At 36.2% G+C, this 17,140-nt stretch carries 20 protein-coding genes and 1 pseudogene; 7 read left to right on the top strand and 14 right to left on the bottom strand.

The window, feature by feature from the left end; translation table 11 throughout:
* The first annotated feature begins 232 nt into the window (after positions 1-232).
* On the top strand, positions 233-937 hold the full coding sequence (mtnN, locus tag TEPIDINF_RS00770) for a 5'-methylthioadenosine/S-adenosylhomocysteine nucleosidase (protein WP_421691149.1): 705 nt from the start codon (positions 233-235) through the stop codon (positions 935-937).
* Positions 930-1,397: an S-ribosylhomocysteine lyase gene (locus TEPIDINF_RS00765; protein ID WP_068722848.1), complete on the top strand. Its 468-nt coding sequence runs from the start codon at positions 930-932 to the stop codon at positions 1,395-1,397. Before mtnN ends, TEPIDINF_RS00765 begins: the two co-directional genes overlap by 8 nt.
* Before the next feature lie 73 nt (positions 1,398-1,470).
* On the opposite strand, the gene TEPIDINF_RS00760 is transcribed toward TEPIDINF_RS00765, so the two are convergent.
* The 7 genes and pseudogenes from TEPIDINF_RS00760 to TEPIDINF_RS00730 form a co-directional block, all read right to left on the bottom strand.
* Positions 1,471-2,298, bottom strand: coding sequence for an aldo/keto reductase (locus TEPIDINF_RS00760; RefSeq protein WP_068722846.1), 828 nt, complete (start codon positions 2,296-2,298; stop codon positions 1,471-1,473).
* A 34-nt stretch (positions 2,299-2,332) separates the two neighbouring features.
* The gene (locus TEPIDINF_RS00755) at positions 2,333-4,240 is read right to left on the bottom strand and encodes an ABC-F family ATP-binding cassette domain-containing protein (RefSeq protein WP_421691148.1); all 1,908 of its coding nucleotides are present in this window, start codon (positions 4,238-4,240) and stop codon (positions 2,333-2,335) included.
* Positions 4,241-4,344: 104 nt separating this feature from the next.
* The gene (locus TEPIDINF_RS00750; RefSeq protein WP_161937267.1) at positions 4,345-4,509 is read right to left on the bottom strand and encodes a hypothetical protein; all 165 of its coding nucleotides are present in this window, start codon (positions 4,507-4,509) and stop codon (positions 4,345-4,347) included.
* 37 nt (positions 4,510-4,546) lie between these two features.
* A pseudogene (locus TEPIDINF_RS00745) lies at positions 4,547-6,920 on the bottom strand (heavy metal translocating P-type ATPase).
* A gap of 316 nt (positions 6,921-7,236) precedes the next feature.
* Positions 7,237-7,488, bottom strand: coding sequence for a hypothetical protein (locus TEPIDINF_RS00740; RefSeq protein ID WP_068722840.1), 252 nt, complete (start codon positions 7,486-7,488; stop codon positions 7,237-7,239).
* 220 nt (positions 7,489-7,708) lie between these two features.
* Positions 7,709-8,506, bottom strand: coding sequence for a prolipoprotein diacylglyceryl transferase (gene lgt / locus TEPIDINF_RS00735; RefSeq protein ID WP_153011980.1), 798 nt, complete (start codon positions 8,504-8,506; stop codon positions 7,709-7,711).
* 159 nt (positions 8,507-8,665) lie between these two features.
* Positions 8,666-8,908, bottom strand: coding sequence for an SHOCT domain-containing protein (locus tag TEPIDINF_RS00730; protein WP_068722837.1), 243 nt, complete (start codon positions 8,906-8,908; stop codon positions 8,666-8,668).
* A gap of 161 nt (positions 8,909-9,069) precedes the next feature.
* Between TEPIDINF_RS00730 and TEPIDINF_RS00725 the strand changes: the two genes are divergently transcribed.
* Positions 9,070-9,222 (top strand): DUF1540 domain-containing protein, encoded by a 153-nt coding sequence (locus TEPIDINF_RS00725; protein ID WP_068722835.1) that lies wholly within the window; start codon positions 9,070-9,072, stop codon positions 9,220-9,222.
* A 55-nt stretch (positions 9,223-9,277) separates the two neighbouring features.
* Here the strand turns inward: TEPIDINF_RS00725 and TEPIDINF_RS00720 are convergent, their stop codons facing one another.
* The 6 genes from TEPIDINF_RS00720 to TEPIDINF_RS00695 form a co-directional block, all read right to left on the bottom strand.
* Entirely contained in the window at positions 9,278-9,766 is a 489-nt protein-coding gene (locus tag TEPIDINF_RS00720) for a UTP--glucose-1-phosphate uridylyltransferase (RefSeq protein ID WP_153011979.1), read from the bottom strand.
* The gene (locus TEPIDINF_RS00715; RefSeq protein WP_082732317.1) at positions 9,717-9,959 is read right to left on the bottom strand and encodes an SHOCT domain-containing protein; all 243 of its coding nucleotides are present in this window, start codon (positions 9,957-9,959) and stop codon (positions 9,717-9,719) included. The genes TEPIDINF_RS00720 and TEPIDINF_RS00715 overlap by 50 nt, the downstream gene beginning before the upstream one ends.
* 82 nt (positions 9,960-10,041) lie before the next feature.
* The gene (locus TEPIDINF_RS00710; protein WP_068722829.1) at positions 10,042-10,272 is read right to left on the bottom strand and encodes an SHOCT domain-containing protein; all 231 of its coding nucleotides are present in this window, start codon (positions 10,270-10,272) and stop codon (positions 10,042-10,044) included.
* Between the two features lie 18 nt (positions 10,273-10,290).
* A complete protein-coding gene (locus tag TEPIDINF_RS00705; protein WP_201024122.1) occupies positions 10,291-10,656 on the bottom strand; it encodes an SHOCT domain-containing protein in 366 nt (121 codons plus the stop codon).
* Between the two features lie 71 nt (positions 10,657-10,727).
* Entirely contained in the window at positions 10,728-10,916 is a 189-nt protein-coding gene (locus tag TEPIDINF_RS00700) for an SHOCT domain-containing protein (RefSeq protein ID WP_068722827.1), read from the bottom strand.
* Between the two features lie 343 nt (positions 10,917-11,259).
* Positions 11,260-11,844 (bottom strand): Re/Si-specific NAD(P)(+) transhydrogenase subunit beta, encoded by a 585-nt coding sequence (locus TEPIDINF_RS00695; RefSeq protein ID WP_068722825.1) that lies wholly within the window; start codon positions 11,842-11,844, stop codon positions 11,260-11,262.
* A gap of 274 nt (positions 11,845-12,118) precedes the next feature.
* Between TEPIDINF_RS00695 and TEPIDINF_RS00690 the strand changes: the two genes are divergently transcribed.
* The 4 genes from TEPIDINF_RS00690 (at position 12,119) to TEPIDINF_RS00675 (ending at position 14,826) form a co-directional block, all read left to right on the top strand.
* Positions 12,119-12,448: a rhodanese-like domain-containing protein gene (locus tag TEPIDINF_RS00690; protein ID WP_068722823.1), complete on the top strand. Its 330-nt coding sequence runs from the start codon at positions 12,119-12,121 to the stop codon at positions 12,446-12,448.
* Between the two features lie 229 nt (positions 12,449-12,677).
* A complete protein-coding gene (locus tag TEPIDINF_RS00685) occupies positions 12,678-13,445 on the top strand; it encodes a sulfite exporter TauE/SafE family protein (RefSeq protein ID WP_068727369.1) in 768 nt (255 codons plus the stop codon).
* A 275-nt stretch (positions 13,446-13,720) separates the two neighbouring features.
* On the top strand, positions 13,721-14,617 hold the full coding sequence (locus tag TEPIDINF_RS00680) for a YIEGIA family protein (RefSeq protein WP_068722821.1): 897 nt from the start codon (positions 13,721-13,723) through the stop codon (positions 14,615-14,617).
* A gap of 2 nt (positions 14,618-14,619) precedes the next feature.
* Positions 14,620-14,826, top strand: a complete 207-nt coding sequence (locus TEPIDINF_RS00675; RefSeq protein ID WP_068722819.1) for a capping complex subunit for YIEGIA — start codon at positions 14,620-14,622, stop codon at positions 14,824-14,826.
* Between the two features lie 11 nt (positions 14,827-14,837).
* On the opposite strand, the gene TEPIDINF_RS00670 is transcribed toward TEPIDINF_RS00675, so the two are convergent.
* On the bottom strand, positions 14,838-17,123 hold the full coding sequence (locus tag TEPIDINF_RS00670; RefSeq protein WP_068722817.1) for a heavy metal translocating P-type ATPase: 2,286 nt from the start codon (positions 17,121-17,123) through the stop codon (positions 14,838-14,840).
* Between the last annotated feature and the right edge of the window lie 17 nt (positions 17,124-17,140).

Here is a 17,140-nt window from a genome sequence, read left to right as displayed (position 1 = left end):
TGTGATTGTGGTTTTGTGGCAGATAGAGATTGGAACGCTTCTATCAATATCAAGCGTGAAGGATTGCGACTGTTAGTATAATCATAAATAGAGCATGGAACAGGCTCGATAGCTAAGTAAATTTCGTACCGTTAGGTGCGATTACCTTAGAAACCCCCACCTCTAAGCGAAGCGTAGGTGGCGGGTAGTTCACACCATCAATGAATTCACAAAGAACGGAAAGGAGTAGCACATGAAGATCGGTATTATTGGGGCGATGGATGAAGAAGTTGAGAGATTAAAAGAAAAACTAGAACAAAGGGAAGACATCGTAATAGCAGGAAGTGAATTTTCTACTGGAAAGTTGGAAAATCAAGATATCATCTTATTAAAATCAGGGATTGGCAAAGTAAATGCGGCAATTGGAACCACATTACTTAATCAGCTTTTTTCTCCAGAATATGTGATTAATACTGGTTCCGCTGGAGGCTTTCATAAAGAGTTAAATGTAGGGGACGTTGTTATATCAACAGAAGTTCGACATCATGATGTAGATGTAACCGCTTTTGGCTATGAATACGGACAAGTTCCTAAGATGCCAGCTTCTTTCCTACCAGATCCACACTTAATGGAGATTGCAATAAACAGTGCTGAGAAATTAACAGGAGTTCAAGTGGTTGAAGGCCTAGTCGCTACAGGCGATTCCTTTATGAATGATCCAGAACGCGTTGATTATGTTCGTTCCAAATTCCCAAACCTTTATGCAGTAGAAATGGAAGCAGCAGCGATTGCTCAAGTCTGTTATCAATTCAAGGTTCCTTTTATTATCATTCGATCTCTTTCTGATATTGCAGGAAAAGAATCGAAAGTATCCTTTGAACAATTTCTTAAAAAAGCAGCAGTAAATTCTGCAAATCTGGTCATTGAAATGGTGAAGGAGTTGAAATCAAATGACTAAAAAAATGAATGTAGAAAGTTTTAATTTAGATCATACCAAGGTAAAGGCTCCCTATATTCGATTAGCTGGTATAAAAAAGGGGAAGTATGGGGATGAGATCTATAAATATGACGTTCGTTTTTGTCAACCTAATCAAGAACATATGGAAATGGCAGCTCTACACTCTCTAGAACATTTAATCGCTGAAAACATCCGATATTATACAGATCAAGTGGTTGATTTTAGCCCAATGGGATGTCAAACAGGCTTTTATCTAACGATGATCAACCATACAAATTATGATGAAATCCTTGAAATTGTAGAAAAAACACTTGAAGATGTATTAAAAGCAGAACAAGTACCTGCTAGCAATGAAACCCAATGTGGATGGGCAGCTAGTCACAGTTTGGAAGGTGCAAAAGAACAAGCTCGGAAAATGCTCGCACATAAAGATGAATGGCACCAAATTTTTGCTGAATAAATAAAGCCCCACACTAGAATCGGTTTTCCTTCAAAGGAAGGCGATACTTGTGTGGGTTTTTTATTCGGTATAATTAAAAATCAAAGTTGTCTGGATCTGCCCCTAGTCGATGATTCTGATTTAATTCATCGATTGCTTCCATATCTTCTTTGGTTAATTCAAAGTCGAAGATATCCCCATTTTCTTGAATTCGATCCCGATGTACTGATTTTGGAATGGTGACCACTCCATGTTGCAAATCCCAACGTAGAACGATTTGTGAAGGTTTTTTATTATATTTTTTGGCGATCTCTACAATTGTAGGTTCACCAAAGATCTGCCCTTTCATCAATGGCCGCCAAGCTTCTAATTGAATGTGATGGGTTTGACAAAAATGAAGAAGTTCCTTTTGTGTTAACTTTGGATGATACTCCACCTGATTCACCATTGGTACAATTTCACTATCCGCCATCAAATCTTCTAAATGATGGATTTGAAAATTACTTACGCCAATGGCTTTTACAATTCCATCTCGATATAATTTTTCAAGAGCTTTCCAGGTTTCTTTGTATTTTCCCTTCACTGGCCAATGAATCAGATAGAGATCAATATATTCTAGATCTAATTTCTGTCGACTTTCTTCAAAAGCGGCCAATGTCGATTCATAACCCTGTCGATTGTTCCACACTTTTGTTGTGATAAAAAGCTCTTCTCTTGCTATACCCGATTCCTTGATTGCCTTTCCAACACCAACTTCATTTTCATATAATGCTGCTGTATCAATACTTCGATAGCCTATTTCTATGGCCCATTTCACCGCATTTTCAACCTCTTTACCTTCTTTGGCCTGATAAACCCCAAGTCCTAACCAAGGCATATGAACCCCATTATGCAAAGTTGTTCGATCAAAAATACTATTCATCGTTTTTACAACCTCCTATACGTTTTGTATTATCTTATTTTCTATTATTTTGTTCGATCTCCTCTATCATTAACGATAATTCTGTCCAACGTTCTATTGCTTCTTCTAACTCTTTTTCAACTTGTTGTTGTTCTTGATAGGTTTGATGAACAAGTTCGATATTGCTTCCAGCCTGTTCGAGTTCTTTTTGTAATTCCTGAAGTCGTGCTTCTAGTGTCACAATTCGATCTTCAATTTCTTCCCATTCTATTTGTTCTTTATAAGATAATTTCTTGCGTGGTTCTTTTACTGTTTTCGTGCTTTCACTAGGTTGCTTTTCTTCCATTAATTGTTTTTGTTGTTTTTCTTGCTTTTGTAATGTCAAATATTCAGAGTAATTTCCTTCAAATCGGCCAATCTTTCCATCTCCTTCAAACACTAGAAGATGATCAACCACTCGATCAAGAAAATAACGGTCGTGAGAAACCGTAATGACAACGCCTGGAAATTGATCCAAATAATCTTCTAAAATCGATAATGTCTCAATATCCAAATCATTTGTCGGTTCATCAAGTAAAAGAACGTTGGGTTCAGTCATTAACACTCTTAATAAATATAATCGTTTCCGTTCCCCACCTGATAACTTGCGAATATAGGTCCACTGCATATCTCTTGAAAATAAAAACCGCTCTAACATTTGTTCTGCAGAAATCCACTGGCCATCCGCCGTTTTTACCACTTCTGCAGCTTCCTTTATATATTCAATCACACGCAGATTAAGATCCATCTCTGTATGATCTTGGGTATAATAGCCAATTTTCACCGTTTCTCCTCGATCAATAAACCCACGATCCGGCTTTATTTTTCCCGCTAATAGATTTAATAGAGTTGATTTCCCACTCCCATTAGGTCCAACGATTCCTAAGCGTTCATTGGGAACAACAATGTAGCTAAAATCATCGATAATTGTTGAAGTACCAAAGGTTTTTGAGATTCCTTCGATTACAAATACTTTTTTTCCCAATCGATTTGAGCCTAAAACAATATCTAACTCTTCATTTACCGTGTCGTTCTTTTCTTTTTGTATCTGCTCGACTCGTTGAATTCTTGCCTTTTGCTTTGTGGTTCTTGCTTTTGCGCCACGCTTTAACCATGCTAACTCACGGCGTAAGAGATTCTGCCTCTTTTGTTCAGCAACGATTGCTTGTTCTTCTCGTTCTGCCTTTTTCTCTAAAAACACCTCATAATTGCCATCGTATACGTAAAGTTCACCATGATCCAATTCAAAAATACGGTTGGTCACCCGATTTAAGAAATAGCGGTCATGTGTTACCACGAGCAAAGCGCCCCTATATTGTGCCAAATACCCTTCTAACCATTCAATAATCTCATGGTCTAAATGGTTGGTTGGTTCATCTAAAATAAGTAGATCAGCTGGTTGGATTAATGCCTTCGCAATCGCTACACGTTTCTTTTGCCCACCTGATAATGCCTTAATCGGTTGAGTCATATCCTTGATTCCAAGGCGGTTAAGGATCGTTTTGACAATGGTACTCGCTTCCCATGCCCCTACTTCATCCATTTTTTGCTGCATCTTCATTAGATATTCCTGTTTCATCCGGTTGTTTGGATCAGCTTCAAGTGCGAGTACTGCTTGTTCATATTCTCTCATCGCTAACATGAGGCTTGAATGGCCATAATAGATTTGCTCAAAAACAGTTAATTCATCATTCAACTCAGGATGTTGTGATAAGAATTCAATTTGAAAATGGTTGGAGTGAATGATTTGTCCTGCTTCTGCCTTTTCCTTTCCGGCAATCACACGCAACAAGGTTGATTTCCCAGTTCCGTTAACCCCGATTAGTCCAATTCTTTGTTTCTCAGCAATCATAAATGAAATATGGTTAAACAAAACCTTTTCCCCATAGGTTTTCACTAAATTCTCAACCGTCAGTATACTCATATCAATCTCCTAGCCTTGCTTGTGATTTTCAACATGGTTTTATTATACAATATCATACGAAAAAAGGGATTCAATTCAAAATCTGAACTGAATCCCTTTTTTAATTAGCAACAATGCCCTTTTTTGTGACCATGATCATGTCCATGATCATGTTTTTCTACATGCTCCTGCTTTTCAGCTTTCACCTCAGCATGTTCATGATTGTGATCATGCTCATGACCTTGATTCTTATGGTCATGTTCTTTATCATGTCCTCCGCAGCAGCCCATTCTCCTCACCTCCTTAAACTAGTATAGAAATAATGGATTAGTGTACTAATTTAACACCTTTTAACCGTAATGAGTTAGAGACAACAGAGACTGAGCTAAAGGCCATCGCTGCCCCGGCAATCCATGGTGCCAATAAACCTAAAGCAGCAACTGGTATTCCTAACGTATTGTAAATAAACGCCCAGAATAAATTTTGTTTAATATTTCTCATTGTTTTACGGCTTAGTAGAATGGCATCAACAATACCTGTTAAATTACCCCGCATTAAAGTTACATCAGAGGATTCGATCGCTACATCAGTACCTGTCCCAATTGCAATCCCTACATCGGCTGTAACGAGTGCTGGAGCATCATTAATTCCATCACCAACCATCGCAACAATTTCACCTTGATCTTTGAACTTTTGTACTTCAGACGCCTTATCTTCTGGAAGGACTTCTGCGCGAATCTCGGTAATACCGACTTGTTTGGCAATCGCCTCTGCCGTTCGTTTGTTATCCCCTGTAATCATAACCACTTTTAGCCCTAATTGTTGTAGTTTATGAATTGCTTCTTTAGAATCTTCCTTAATTGTGTCAGCAACAGCCACAACTCCAGCTATTTGCTGATCGATGGCAACAAGCATCGCCGTTTTTCCCTCTTGCTCCATTTGTTCCATCTTACTCTCAATTTCACCCAACATGATATTCTGCTGTTTCATCAATTTACGAGTACCAACAAGCAATTTTTTATCTTCAATTTCTGCCTCAATACCAAACCCTGGAATGGCATTGAAGGAATCAGCTTCAACCAATTCAATCCCTTTTTCCTTAGCCCCTTTTACGATTGCTGTTGCAAGCGGATGTTCGGAGCTATTTTCCGCTGAAGCTGTTAAACGAAGAACTTCGTCTTCATTAAAGCCATTTACGACATAAATATCCGTTAATTCTGGCTCACCTTTGGTAATGGTTCCCGTTTTATCTAGAACTATAGTATTTAATCTTGAGGTGTTTTGTAAGTGCTCTCCACCTTTAAAAAGGACTCCTTTTTCTGCCCCTTTACCTGTACCCACCATGATTGAGGTTGGAGTTGCAAGTCCTAAAGCACAGGGGCATGCGATTACTAATACAGCAATCATCGCGGCTAGTGCAATCGCAAATTCAACGCCAATAACAAAGTACCAAACGATAAAGGTAAGAATTGCAATACCAACTACGATCGGAACGAAGATCCCTGAGATCTTATCTGCTAATTTTTGTATCGGTGCTTTGGAACCTTGAGCATCTTCAACTACTTTAATGATTTGAGCTAGTGCAGTATCTTTCCCTACTTTCGTTGCTTTAAATTTAAAAGTTCCATGTTTATTGATCGTTGCACCAATCACATTGTCACCTATTTTTTTATCTACAGGAATGCTTTCACCTGTAAGCATTGACTCATCAACCGCTGAGTTTCCTTCTACAACCACTCCATCAACAGGAATCTTTTGCCCTGGGCGAACCAATATAATATCATCTACTACAACTTCTTCAATGGCAATTTCCTGTTCTACACCATCACGAATCACAGTGGCTGTTTTTGCTTGTAACCCCATCAATTTTTTGATCGCTTCAGATGTACGACCCTTTGCCACAGCTTCTAGTAATTTCCCTAGTACGATTAGCGTAATGATAATAGCGCCTGTCTCGTAATAAAGTTTGTCTCCACCAATCAATGCTTCCCATAGACTGTAGACGTAGGCTGCTGAAGTTCCTAGCGCAACAAGAACATCCATATTAGCACTGCCATTTTTTAATGCTTTATATGACCCTACGTAAAATTGCCAACCTACAAAAAATTGAACAGGTGTTGCAAATACCCATTGGAACCATGGATTAAGGAAAATTTCTGGAATCCTTATATTGATATACTCCAGCATGGCTACTAAAAGAGGTAAAGATAAAATAGCCGAAATAATGAATTTACGTTTTTGGTTCCTGATCTCAGCTTCCCTTGCCTCTTTTTCCGCATCGACGTTATCTGCTTTTCGCTCCTTCGCACGATAGCCAACCGATTCAACTTGTTTAATTAGATCAGCTATGCTTACATCAGCACCAATGTATTCTACAGTTGCACGTTCTAACGCAAGATTTACATTGGCTGTCTTAACACCTGGTAATTTATTTAATGCTTTCTCAATTCTTGTCGCACATGATGCACATGTCATCCCAAAAATATCTAGCTCTACTTTATCTGAAATGACTTTGTAGCCAATGTCTGCAATCTTCTTCTCAAAATCATTGATTGAAACTTGCTCTTCATCATATTCGATGCTTGCCCTTTCTAAAGCCAAATTCACATTTTACGCCCTGCAACCTGTTTAAACCCTTTTCAATTCTTGTGGCACAGGAGGCACAAGTCATTCCTTGGATTTTTAATGTGGTTGTTGCCATGGTATCCCTCCATCCTTATTCATAATTAGGTTTGTATGTTATTTACCATACCCCCCTATAGTATTTATGCTGTTAAATATACCCTTTGTTTATGGATTTTTTCTACAGAAAATGTGAACAAATTGTGACAAAGAATATCTGCTATAGATATACAAACCCCAAAATGACTAATGGAATAAAGTTCTATCATTTTAATTTTAAAAAAAAAGTGACTGATTGGCGAACAGTCACTTTTATTGGGAAGGTAAAAAATATGGCTAATATTTTTTACTAAATTTAGTGTAACCATTAAATATGAAGAAAAAGTGGAGTGAGCTCACTTTTTTCTAAACTTGTTCAAAAATTTATCGATAATAAACCAAATTAGTGCTCCAATACCAAAAAAGAGAAGAAATAAAATAGTAGTCCCTTTCAGCCATGTTCCCATGTGATGGTACATCATTGCTGAATCCATTATTAAACCCATTGAAGAAGGAGGAAACCAAATCATTTTTAATACAAAGAGTAAAAATGATACACCGATAATCATTAATATGATATTTAAAATATCAGAAAAGTATTTTTTCATCGCATATAACCACCACCAATACCTAGAACAGGCAATAATTTAATTTGATTCTTTACTTTTCATTATCAATGATAACCAGTAAATATAAAGAAACGATGTAGAATGTACCAATCTTTACATAAGGAAACCCACAAAAGTGATAACTTCCTTAAAAGCTACTTCGATTGTTTTGTGGGTCTCATGAAAATGGTATATGACCATCTCAGTCACTGATCGCAAACTATGCTACTTCACCAACAATCGTTTGATTTTTTCCCTCTTTGTAATATAAATATCCCATAAGAATAATTGAGAGAAAAATAACGATCACACTTGTCCACTGCCCTGCTGTCCAATTAAACAAATATCTAAATGAGTCCCCTCTTAAGAATTCAAGCGAAAAGCGTCCAATGGAATAAAGAATATTATAGGCTAAGAAAATAAATCCTGTTGTCCATTTCACATTAGCATTTCTCAATGCAATTAAAATTCCGAAGACAATCAAATCCCATTGTCCTTCCCAAACTTCTGCAGGCCACAATGGTTGTGAACCATAAGTATCATAGGCCATCGTTCCAGGAGGATAAACGATTCCAAATCCAGAGTTAGTTGGTGCACCAAACGCATCTCCATTTAAGAAACAAGCAATGCGACCAACCGCTTGTCCCAAAATGATTGCCGGAGCCATGATATCAGCCAATTCCCAAAAATTAAGCTTGTGGTATCTCGTATAAATGATAGCGGTTAGAATTCCACCAATAATTGCCCCTTGTATGGCAATTCCCCCATTCCAAAATGTAAAGATTTGATCTAAATTTTTTGAGTAATATGGCCATTGAAAGAAAAATACGTGCCAAATTCTGGCGCCAACAATTGCTCCAATGATGCTATACATGGACAAATTGACGACATGATCACGATACTTGGTGTTTCTCGCTAAAAAATATGCAACACCCATACCCAGTAAAATTGCTAATGCAACGACTAAGCCATAAGACCGTACTCCGTAACTCCCAATATGAAATAAAATAACCCTCACTTTAACCCCTCTTTCCATTTTTCTAGTTGCAACTATTTTTAAAAATAAGAGATAAATTATTTTTACTTGGCAAATATGTAGAAAGTATGAATCCACTGTTTTAAGTCAAAAAAAAAAAATGACCATATAGGATCAAATCCTAATGGTCAATCATACGATCTATTCACTTAATACTTCTTTCATTCTGCGATATTCTTCTTCCGTTATTTCCCCTTTAACAAATCTTAACTTAAGAACTTCTAATGGATCTGACGATTGTTTTCCATGATTTTGATGTTCATTATGATTATGGTTGTGATTATGATTTTGCTGATGTTCTTGCTCTTGATATCGACGTTGATCGTGATCTGAATGTGAATGACGACCATGCATTAAATGTCCAAACATACATCCTAATCCCATGATAAATCCTCCTCCCTCTTTGTTATCTAGTTTACCCTGAAAGTGTGAAAAAAGAATGAATCTATTTTATTTCCAAATCTGTAAAAATATGATTTGCACTAAAAATTAAAGTATAAAAAAATATTAATCAGTTTATTTTAAGGAAGAAAGGAGGGAGAACTTTGGCTCAAGATGTGTTATGTGAAGTAAAGAATTGCCACTACTGGGGAGATGGCAATTTGTGTAATGCTGACTCTATTTATATTGTTGCAAAACAAGAAATGGCAAGAAGATCTGAAGAAACCGATTGTAAAACATTTAAAACAGGCATGTAGTCATTTTGAAAAACAGCAACCTTGTATAGGTTGCTGTTTTATAAAAGAAATCATTTTATTGACCCATCATACCACTGAAACCATTCATTCCAGTAAAATTATTGCTATTAGAGGAACCTACAGTTCCATGCATGCTTTCATAATGAGCTTTAAAATCATCTGCTTTTAAATCTGGATATACTTGTTGCATATATTTATACATTTGTCCAAAATTGATGTTTTGATCTTGCATAAACTTTTGCATATCTTCATAACTTGCACCAGAATTCATCAATTCATACATCTGGTCTACATCGATTCCTTGTTGTTCCATAAACCCTTCCATTTGATTTACGTTAAAACCTTGTTGTTGCATAAAGGAACGGTAATCGACTCCTTTAGCATAACTAACATATGCAGTTGTTCCTACTCCTAAAACTAACGCGGTGGCTAATACACCAGTTAATAATTTCTTTTTCATTATACTCTTCCTTTCACTTTCATTATTTATATTCTTATAATAAGTTTTTCTTGATGTTTTCAAATTCTTCGGTTGTAATTTCACCTTTAGCTAGTCTTGATTTCGCAATTTCTAATGCATCAGAGTTTGTAGCTGTTACATTTCTTACTGTTGTACCATTTTGGTTCCCTTTAACCAATAGGTAGATGATTACTCCAATAACAATCAAACCTAAGAACATCATTCCAAATCCACCTCCTAATCCACATCCTCCGAAAGCTCCAAAGCCAGGTCCCATGATGAAAACCTCCATTTATGATAGTTTTGCTTAAATTATTATACTTATACTGTAACACTCAATTATGAAGACTTTATGGAACTTAAAAACTTTCTTTCATTTTTTCGAATTCACTTTGACTAATTTCACCTTTAGCAAAACGGACTTTTAAGATCTCAACTGGATCTTCTGTTTTTTTGCTACTTTGCGTCTCTTGCTTGATGGAAGTGAAAAACTCAGTCACAAATTTCTGTGCTTTTCTTAGAAGTTTAAATAAATCTCCAGTTTTGATAAGGTAATAGGCAACAATAATCGTTAGAATTAAATTTAGCACTTGTCCAATCCCCTTTCATTATGAATTGATGACTTTTACAATTTCTTGATATTCGTCATAAGAAATTTCCCCACGAACATATCTAAGCTTGGCTATTTCTACTGCTTCATTTGAAGTTGCTTTTGTAGGTGCTAGAAGTTGACTTGGTTGCGAAAATGCACCATGTTGCTTACTTCTTTTAATCAAAAGGTAGACAAGAAATCCAACAAGTACGAGGAATAAAATTCCTGTTAGATTCCAACCAGACATCATTCCATAACCAAATCCATTTCCATATCCACCGCCGGGACCATATCCCCAGCCATTATTATACCCATATCCATTTCCATATCCACCAAAGCCTGGTCCTCCAAAACCGCCCATATGTCCTCCGCCAAACATCATCTTCGTTTCCTCCTTTTACTTTGTTTTAATGGAGATAACCCTAAAGGGAATTCAAATAGTTTGTTACAAAATTACAAAATATTTTTTAACTTGTTATACTCTTCTGCAGAGATTTCACCTTTTGCAAAACGAATATCAATGATCCGTCTTGCCTCATTCGAATTATTACTTCCATTTCCTTGAATCTTGTTTAAGATATTTTGAAGTTCACCTGTTTTGTATAGATAAAACCCAATCACCAAAATAAGCAAAAGTAACATTTCTTTTTCCTCCTTTTTTCATTTATTTGTTTTTATGCTCCCTTTAAGGTGCTATCTTCTTTACAGTTATAGAATAACGAGCAAAAATGAAGAAAAAATGAAGAATTTAATTTTTTTTAGAATCATTCTAATTATTCTTCCTGTCATGTCAAAACCGCTGTTTTTCGCCAATTCCACCAATTTCAAGGGAGATTTCTTTCCCATTTATTTTGTTTAGAAAATTTGGCTAAATTTTGGTGGTGATGATTCCATCTTTCCCAAAGAGTATGGAGAATCTGTAAAGAAAGCAAAAAAAAACCTGAATCTTCATTGAACACTCAGGATTTAAAGAATTTTTTTTTAGTTATTTTCTCTGCTCCATTTCTAGATGATTATGATTGTTTTGCTCCATTTCTGATTCAACAGTCACAATATGTCCCATCTGGTTAAAAAGAAAGAAAAACACAAGAATGATCATCCCCATCAATAGTGGGTTTCGAAAAAAACGAGGTTGATCTCCTTTATTTAATTCATCAATCATCATGTAAAACAGAATTAAAATAATCCCTATAAACAGTACAAGCAAGATCTTCATCATCGTGTCTGGTTTACTTGTGGAAATCATATCTCCTAGCATGGCTCCCATCATACCTCCCATTAAACCTGAAAGCAATCCATCCATCATTGCCATCAATGTGACAGGAGCTCCTGTAATTAATCCAACAGCACCACCAATGGCCATCGCAATTAATGTAGAAAAAAATAGATTACCGGCATAGAGAATTCCAATCAATGTTCCAGATAATATTCCCACCATCATTCCCAATGTCATCGCAATCATCATCCCTGTCATACAGGTAATCTTTTCGCGTTTTCTTACTACATAGAGAATGACTGCGATCGAAAGCAGCACAATTATGGCAACAAAAACCCAAAAAGCATAAGACATTTTGACTAACCACCTCTTTTCACATCCTCTGATTCATATATATTAGGTAAAAAATAAAACATGCTATATTTGTCAAAAGTTGATAATCGAAATGTAATGCTTTCTCGATTGACTTTTTTCTATTTTATCTTTAAACTATATACCCGTATAAATATTAAATCTGCTTTTTTGTTTAATTTATTTTTACTATATTCATAGTTTAAATAGTAATATATGTTGAATTTTTAACTAAATCTTATCTAATATGTAGAGATAAAAAGGAGGGAATAGCAAAATGGATTATCAAATTAGTACTGAAGAAGTTAGAAAAAGATTGAAAAATGGCGACAATGTAAAGATCATTGACGTACGCGAAGACTTTGAATTTGTGAATGGACATATTCCTGGAGCGATCCTTATTCCATTAGGAACATTAGGTTATCGATATCAGGAATTAGATAAACAAGAAGAATATCTCATCGTTTGTCGTAGTGGTAATCGTAGTGAATATGCAACACTGTTTTTACTACATCAAGGATTTAAAAAAGTGAAAAATATTGTTGGCGGAATGTTGGATTGGACAGGAAAAGTTGTAACAGAAGAAGGGGGAATCAAATATATCTAAAACTCTTTCTACTATTTCAGGGGAAACGGTAAAGTTAATCATGGTTAAGATAGCCCACAATAATGAAAAGAAAGTTATACTTGAACATTTAAAATTGCCGGTTTATGCCGGCTTTCTCTTTGGTTAAATTATGGTTCTTTGTTGACTAATTGAGCTAAACAAAATAAACTGGTATACGCATACCGGTATCACAATAAACAACAAAGCTAGAGGTGATTCTTCTTTGACTATTTCCTTGGCGATGATTCTTTTCTTTATTGGATTGATTGGTGCTTTTCTTTCTGGAATGCTTGGAATTGGAGGGGCAATCGTTAATTATCCCATGCTTTTATATATACCTGTTTTGATTGGAGTAGGAGCTTTTACTCCTCAAGAAGTTTCTGCTATTACCATGTTACAAGTCTTTTTCTCTTCTTTAACTGCTTCATTTGCCTATAAAAAATCAAATTTTATCAATAAAAATCTAGTAATTACCATGGGAAGTAGTATTATTATTGGGGGGCTCTTAGGAGGCTTTGGTTCAAAATATCTAACTGGTGATATGATCAATATGACCTATGGAGTACTCGCCACTTTGGCTGCAATCTTAATGTTCATTCCTAGACCAGTTCAGGAAGAACATGAACCAGAACTTAGATATAATCGTATATTGGCTGCAATCTTAGCTTTTATTGTTGGGGTTGTCTCAGGTATTGTCGGTGCAGGTGGGGCCTTTATTTTAATTCCAATCATGCTGTTTTTCTTAAAGATTCCTCTTCGTACTACTATTGCTTCCTCTTTAGTTATTGTATTTCTATCATCGATTGGTGGAACGGTTGGAAAAGTCATGTCAAGGTCAATTCTCTTTTGGCCAACCTTTTGGACAGTCATAGGAAGCTTAGCCGGGGCTCCGCTAGGGGCAAAAGTAGGGAAAAAAATGAAAGCCAAATCATTGCAATATGTATTGGCCATCCTTATTTTAGGAACCGCAATCAAAATTTGGCTTGATATCATTTGAAGGCGACTGTCATCGAATTCAACTGCTTTAATGGCTGCAGAGAACGAAGCACTTCCCGAACCTATGATAACGAAATCATACATCTTTCTTCACCTTTCCTTTCACAAGTGATAAATCAAGTTTGTGCTAACGCCTTCAAACCTTTACATCTACTACAATACATGCAAAATATGGAGAAATAATGAATTTGTATTCAGAAAATTCATCTGAATATTTTATGGAAGGAAAGAAAAAATAGTAAACATAAATTATACTATAAAAATTCAGGTGAAAAAATGTTAGAAACACGTGATCTCATCACAATTCTTACTGCAATTTTGATTGGAACCATTTCTCGAATCCTGATGCTAAAGGAAGACTTTCGCCAATATCCTAGTTATCCAAATGGCTATCTGATTCATTTAATTACGGGTTTTATTGCTGCATCTTTAGGAGCAGTGGCGATTCCAGCACTGTTGTCCAAGAATTATGTGGCCGTCACTTTCCTTGTTCTAGCCATTCAGCAATTTCGCGATATAAGAAAAATGGAGAGAGATAGCCTAAAAGATTTAGAAGAGACGGAATACACTTTCCGAGGTGCAGCTTACATTGATGGAATTGCAAAAACGTTTGAGGCTAGAAGTTATTTTTCACTCATTGTATCTCTCTTTACTGCACTAACCATGTACATCTTACCCTTTTCATATGTCCCTAAGGTGATAGGGTCAGTAATCGTTGGTTTTTCTCTCATCTATATTCTAAAACGGTTTTCAAAGGGAAAAACTGTTGGTGATATTGCAGAAGTAAAGCCAGGGAAAATTGAAATAAAAGGTTCTGAGCTTTATGTCGATGACATTTTCGTCAGTAACTTACTTGGTGGCGATAATAGTCGTGAGTTATTTCAAAAGGAAGGCATGGCCGTTGTCGTTTATCCCAAAAAAGATCATTTTCGCATTGCACTCGATCATTTTGGCCAACGTCAAGCGATGCTATTTGAGGCAACGAGAGCAATTGGTTTAAAACGTTACCATTTCACAAGAAAAGATTATGAAAAAGGGAGAATTGTAGTCACATTGGTTCCTATACTTAACGATTACGATAAATTAGTTGAAGCGGTTATCCAAACACCACTATTAGAAACTGTGAAAAAGAGCCATTCAGTGATGAATACCAATTTATTTGGGGAGGAATAAGGATGGGAAGAGAAGCAACTATGAAACCTAGCTATGAGATTTTAGCTTATATTACATTAGATAAAAATAGAGTACTCGCCGGAAATCCTATTGCTTTATATGCTGAAAATGAAGAAATTCAGAAAACCTTATCCGTAGATATTGCTAAAGCCTTAAAAGCAGATATCGTTCAGCTAAAAACTGGAGATTATATGGTTATTCGAGTATAATACCCCTTGAACTACTTTTTAAGGGGTATTCTCATAGCATTTAATACTGCAAGTAATGCAACACCAACATCAGCAAACACCGCTTCCCACATAGTTGCTAAACCACCTGCACCAAGTACAAGTACAAATAATTTCATACCTAATGCAAAAATAATATTTTGCCATACAATCTTTCTGGTGTGTCTTGCAATTTTGATGGCAGTAGCAATTTTTGAAGGTTCATCAGTCATGATGACAACGTCCGCAGCCTCTATCGCTGCATCAGAACCTAAACCACCCATTGCGATCCCAATATCTGCCCTTGCCAATACAGGTGCATCATTGATTCCATCGCCGACAAAAACTAAATTTCCTTTATGAGGCTTTTTCGCATCAAGAATTTCTAATTTCTCTACTTTTTGATCTGGAAGCAACTCGGCATGAACTTCATCTAATCCTAGTTGTGTAGCAACTTTTTCTCCAACATTTTGAATATCTCCGGTTAACATCACTGTTTTTCTTACTCCAATTTCTTTTAAAGAGCGAATGGCATCAATTGAATCCTCTTTTATCTCATCAGAAATCACAATATAACCAGCGTATTGCTGATCTATTGCAATATGAACGATCGTTCCAGGTGCGTCTACCTGTTCAAATTCAATACCTTCTTTGGTCATCAATTTACGATTACCAGCAATGATCTCTTTCCCCTTAACACTAACCTTTATACCATAACCACTAATCTCTTCATAGTTTTCAATCTCGTCTCTGTTCACTTCTTTACCATAAGCTTTTAAAATGGATAAGGCGATTGGATGGTTGGAATAGTTCTCAGCATAGGCTGCTATTTCCAACAATTCATCGTTTGACATCGATTCTTTCGCATGAATCTCTGTTACATTAAATACTCCTTTTGTAAGCGTGCCTGTTTTATCAAAGACAACTATATCTACGTTATTCAATGCCTCTAAATAATTTCCACCTTTAACTAAAATTCCATTTCTGGATGCTCCGCCAATTCCTCCGAAAAATCCTAATGGGATGGAAATCACCAATGCGCATGGACAGGAAATGACCAAGAAAATAAGGGCTCGATAGATCCACTGTGAAAAAGTAGCCCCTTCAACCACAAGTGGGGGTATTAGAGCCAATAAGAGAGCAATTACAACAACAATGGGCGTATAGTATCTTGAAAATTTCGTTATAAAATTCTCTGTCGGAGCTTTTTTACTACTTGCATTTTGCACCAAATCTAAGATTTTAGAAACAGTTGATTCTCCAAATTCTTTCGTGACTTCAACAGCAATAAGCCCATTTTTATTGATAAACCCACCAAGGATTTCACTTTCTACCTCTACCTCCCTAGGAATTGATTCGCCAGTTAAAGCGGACGTATCAACCATTGAGCTGCCTTCAATGATTTTGCCATCGAGCGGCACTCTTTCACCCGGTTTAACAATAATGACATCCCCAACGTTTACTTCTTCTGGAGAAACCCTTTTAACCTCTTCACCTATTCTTAGATTGGCATAGTCAGGACGAATATCCATTAATGCAGCGATCGATTTACGGGATCGATTTACAGCTAAGTCTTGAAATAATTCACCAACTTGATAGAACAGCATAACGGCTACCCCTTCTGGAAACTCTCCTATTGCAAAGGCGCCAATGGTGGCTATACTCATTAAGAAATTTTCGTCAAATATTTGACCTCGTTTAATATTTTTCCCTGCCCTTACTAAAACCTCTCCACCAATTAAGATGTAACTGATGAAATATAATAGAAACTCCATCCAAAAAGTAAACTTAAAAGCAATGGCTATGGCAAAAAACGCTGTACCAATCCCTAATTGAATTAACTCTTTCTTCATTTCCCCTGCTTCACCATGACCATGGCCATGGTCATGGTCATCTTGAAGTGAATGCTTATTTGCTGTTTTTATTTCCTCATGTACTTTCACATCTGGTTCAATATTCACTACAATTTTTTTTGCTTCTTCAATAAGACTAGGTAAATGGCTTTTATCATTTACTTCAATAAATAGTTTAGAAGCTTTCGTTAGTTTTTTCGTTGTTTTTTCCTGAATGATCACATCTGGCTCTAATTCATTGACAATTGCTTTAACCTCAGATATCAAATAATCAGTCCGATCAGGTTTATTAATTTCTAGAGTTAATACCTGTGTAACAAAATTGATCGACCCATCTTTAATTCCATCTAACTCTTTTACTTTTGCTTCTATTTTTGCTGCACAGCTTGCACAATCCAAACCTTCCAAAATAAGTTCTCTTTTTTCTATTATCGTTGTCGAACTCATTTCTCCTTCCTCCTCGC

It is taken from the genome of Tepidibacillus infernus, assembly GCF_048898065.1.
In the GTDB taxonomy this organism is placed as follows: Bacteria; Bacillota; Bacilli; order Tepidibacillales; family Tepidibacillaceae; genus Tepidibacillus_B; species Tepidibacillus_B infernus.
Note: the sequence above shows the minus strand (reverse complement) of the source record. Positions and strands in the feature narration are given on the sequence as shown.

Bases quoted from the DNA above. Each gene is read 5' to 3' on its own strand.
- mtnN (WP_421691149.1), top strand. From the start codon at position 233: ATGAAGATCGGTATTATTGGGGCGATGGATGAAGAAGTTGAGAGATTA.
- TEPIDINF_RS00765 (WP_068722848.1), top strand. From the start codon at position 930: ATGACTAAAAAAATGAATGTAGAAAGTTTTAATTTAGATCATACCAAG.
- TEPIDINF_RS00760 (WP_068722846.1), bottom strand. From the start codon at position 2,298: ATGAATAGTATTTTTGATCGAACAACTTTGCATAATGGGGTTCATATG.
- TEPIDINF_RS00755 (WP_421691148.1), bottom strand. From the start codon at position 4,240: ATGAGTATACTGACGGTTGAGAATTTAGTGAAAACCTATGGGGAAAAG.
- TEPIDINF_RS00750 (WP_161937267.1), bottom strand. From the start codon at position 4,509: ATGGGCTGCTGCGGAGGACATGATAAAGAACATGACCATAAGAATCAA.
- TEPIDINF_RS00740 (WP_068722840.1), bottom strand. From the start codon at position 7,488: ATGAAAAAATACTTTTCTGATATTTTAAATATCATATTAATGATTATC.
- TEPIDINF_RS00730 (WP_068722837.1), bottom strand. From the start codon at position 8,908: ATGGGATTAGGATGTATGTTTGGACATTTAATGCATGGTCGTCATTCA.
- TEPIDINF_RS00715 (WP_082732317.1), bottom strand. From the start codon at position 9,959: ATGGGACCTGGCTTTGGAGCTTTCGGAGGATGTGGATTAGGAGGTGGA.
- TEPIDINF_RS00705 (WP_201024122.1), bottom strand. From the start codon at position 10,656: ATGATGTTTGGCGGAGGACATATGGGCGGTTTTGGAGGACCAGGCTTT.
- TEPIDINF_RS00700 (WP_068722827.1), bottom strand. From the start codon at position 10,916: ATGTTACTTTTGCTTATTTTGGTGATTGGGTTTTATCTATACAAAACA.
- TEPIDINF_RS00695 (WP_068722825.1), bottom strand. From the start codon at position 11,844: ATGTCTTATGCTTTTTGGGTTTTTGTTGCCATAATTGTGCTGCTTTCG.
- TEPIDINF_RS00690 (WP_068722823.1), top strand. From the start codon at position 12,119: ATGGATTATCAAATTAGTACTGAAGAAGTTAGAAAAAGATTGAAAAAT.
- TEPIDINF_RS00680 (WP_068722821.1), top strand. From the start codon at position 13,721: ATGTTAGAAACACGTGATCTCATCACAATTCTTACTGCAATTTTGATT.
- TEPIDINF_RS00675 (WP_068722819.1), top strand. From the start codon at position 14,620: ATGGGAAGAGAAGCAACTATGAAACCTAGCTATGAGATTTTAGCTTAT.
- TEPIDINF_RS00670 (WP_068722817.1), bottom strand. From the start codon at position 17,123: ATGAGTTCGACAACGATAATAGAAAAAAGAGAACTTATTTTGGAAGGT.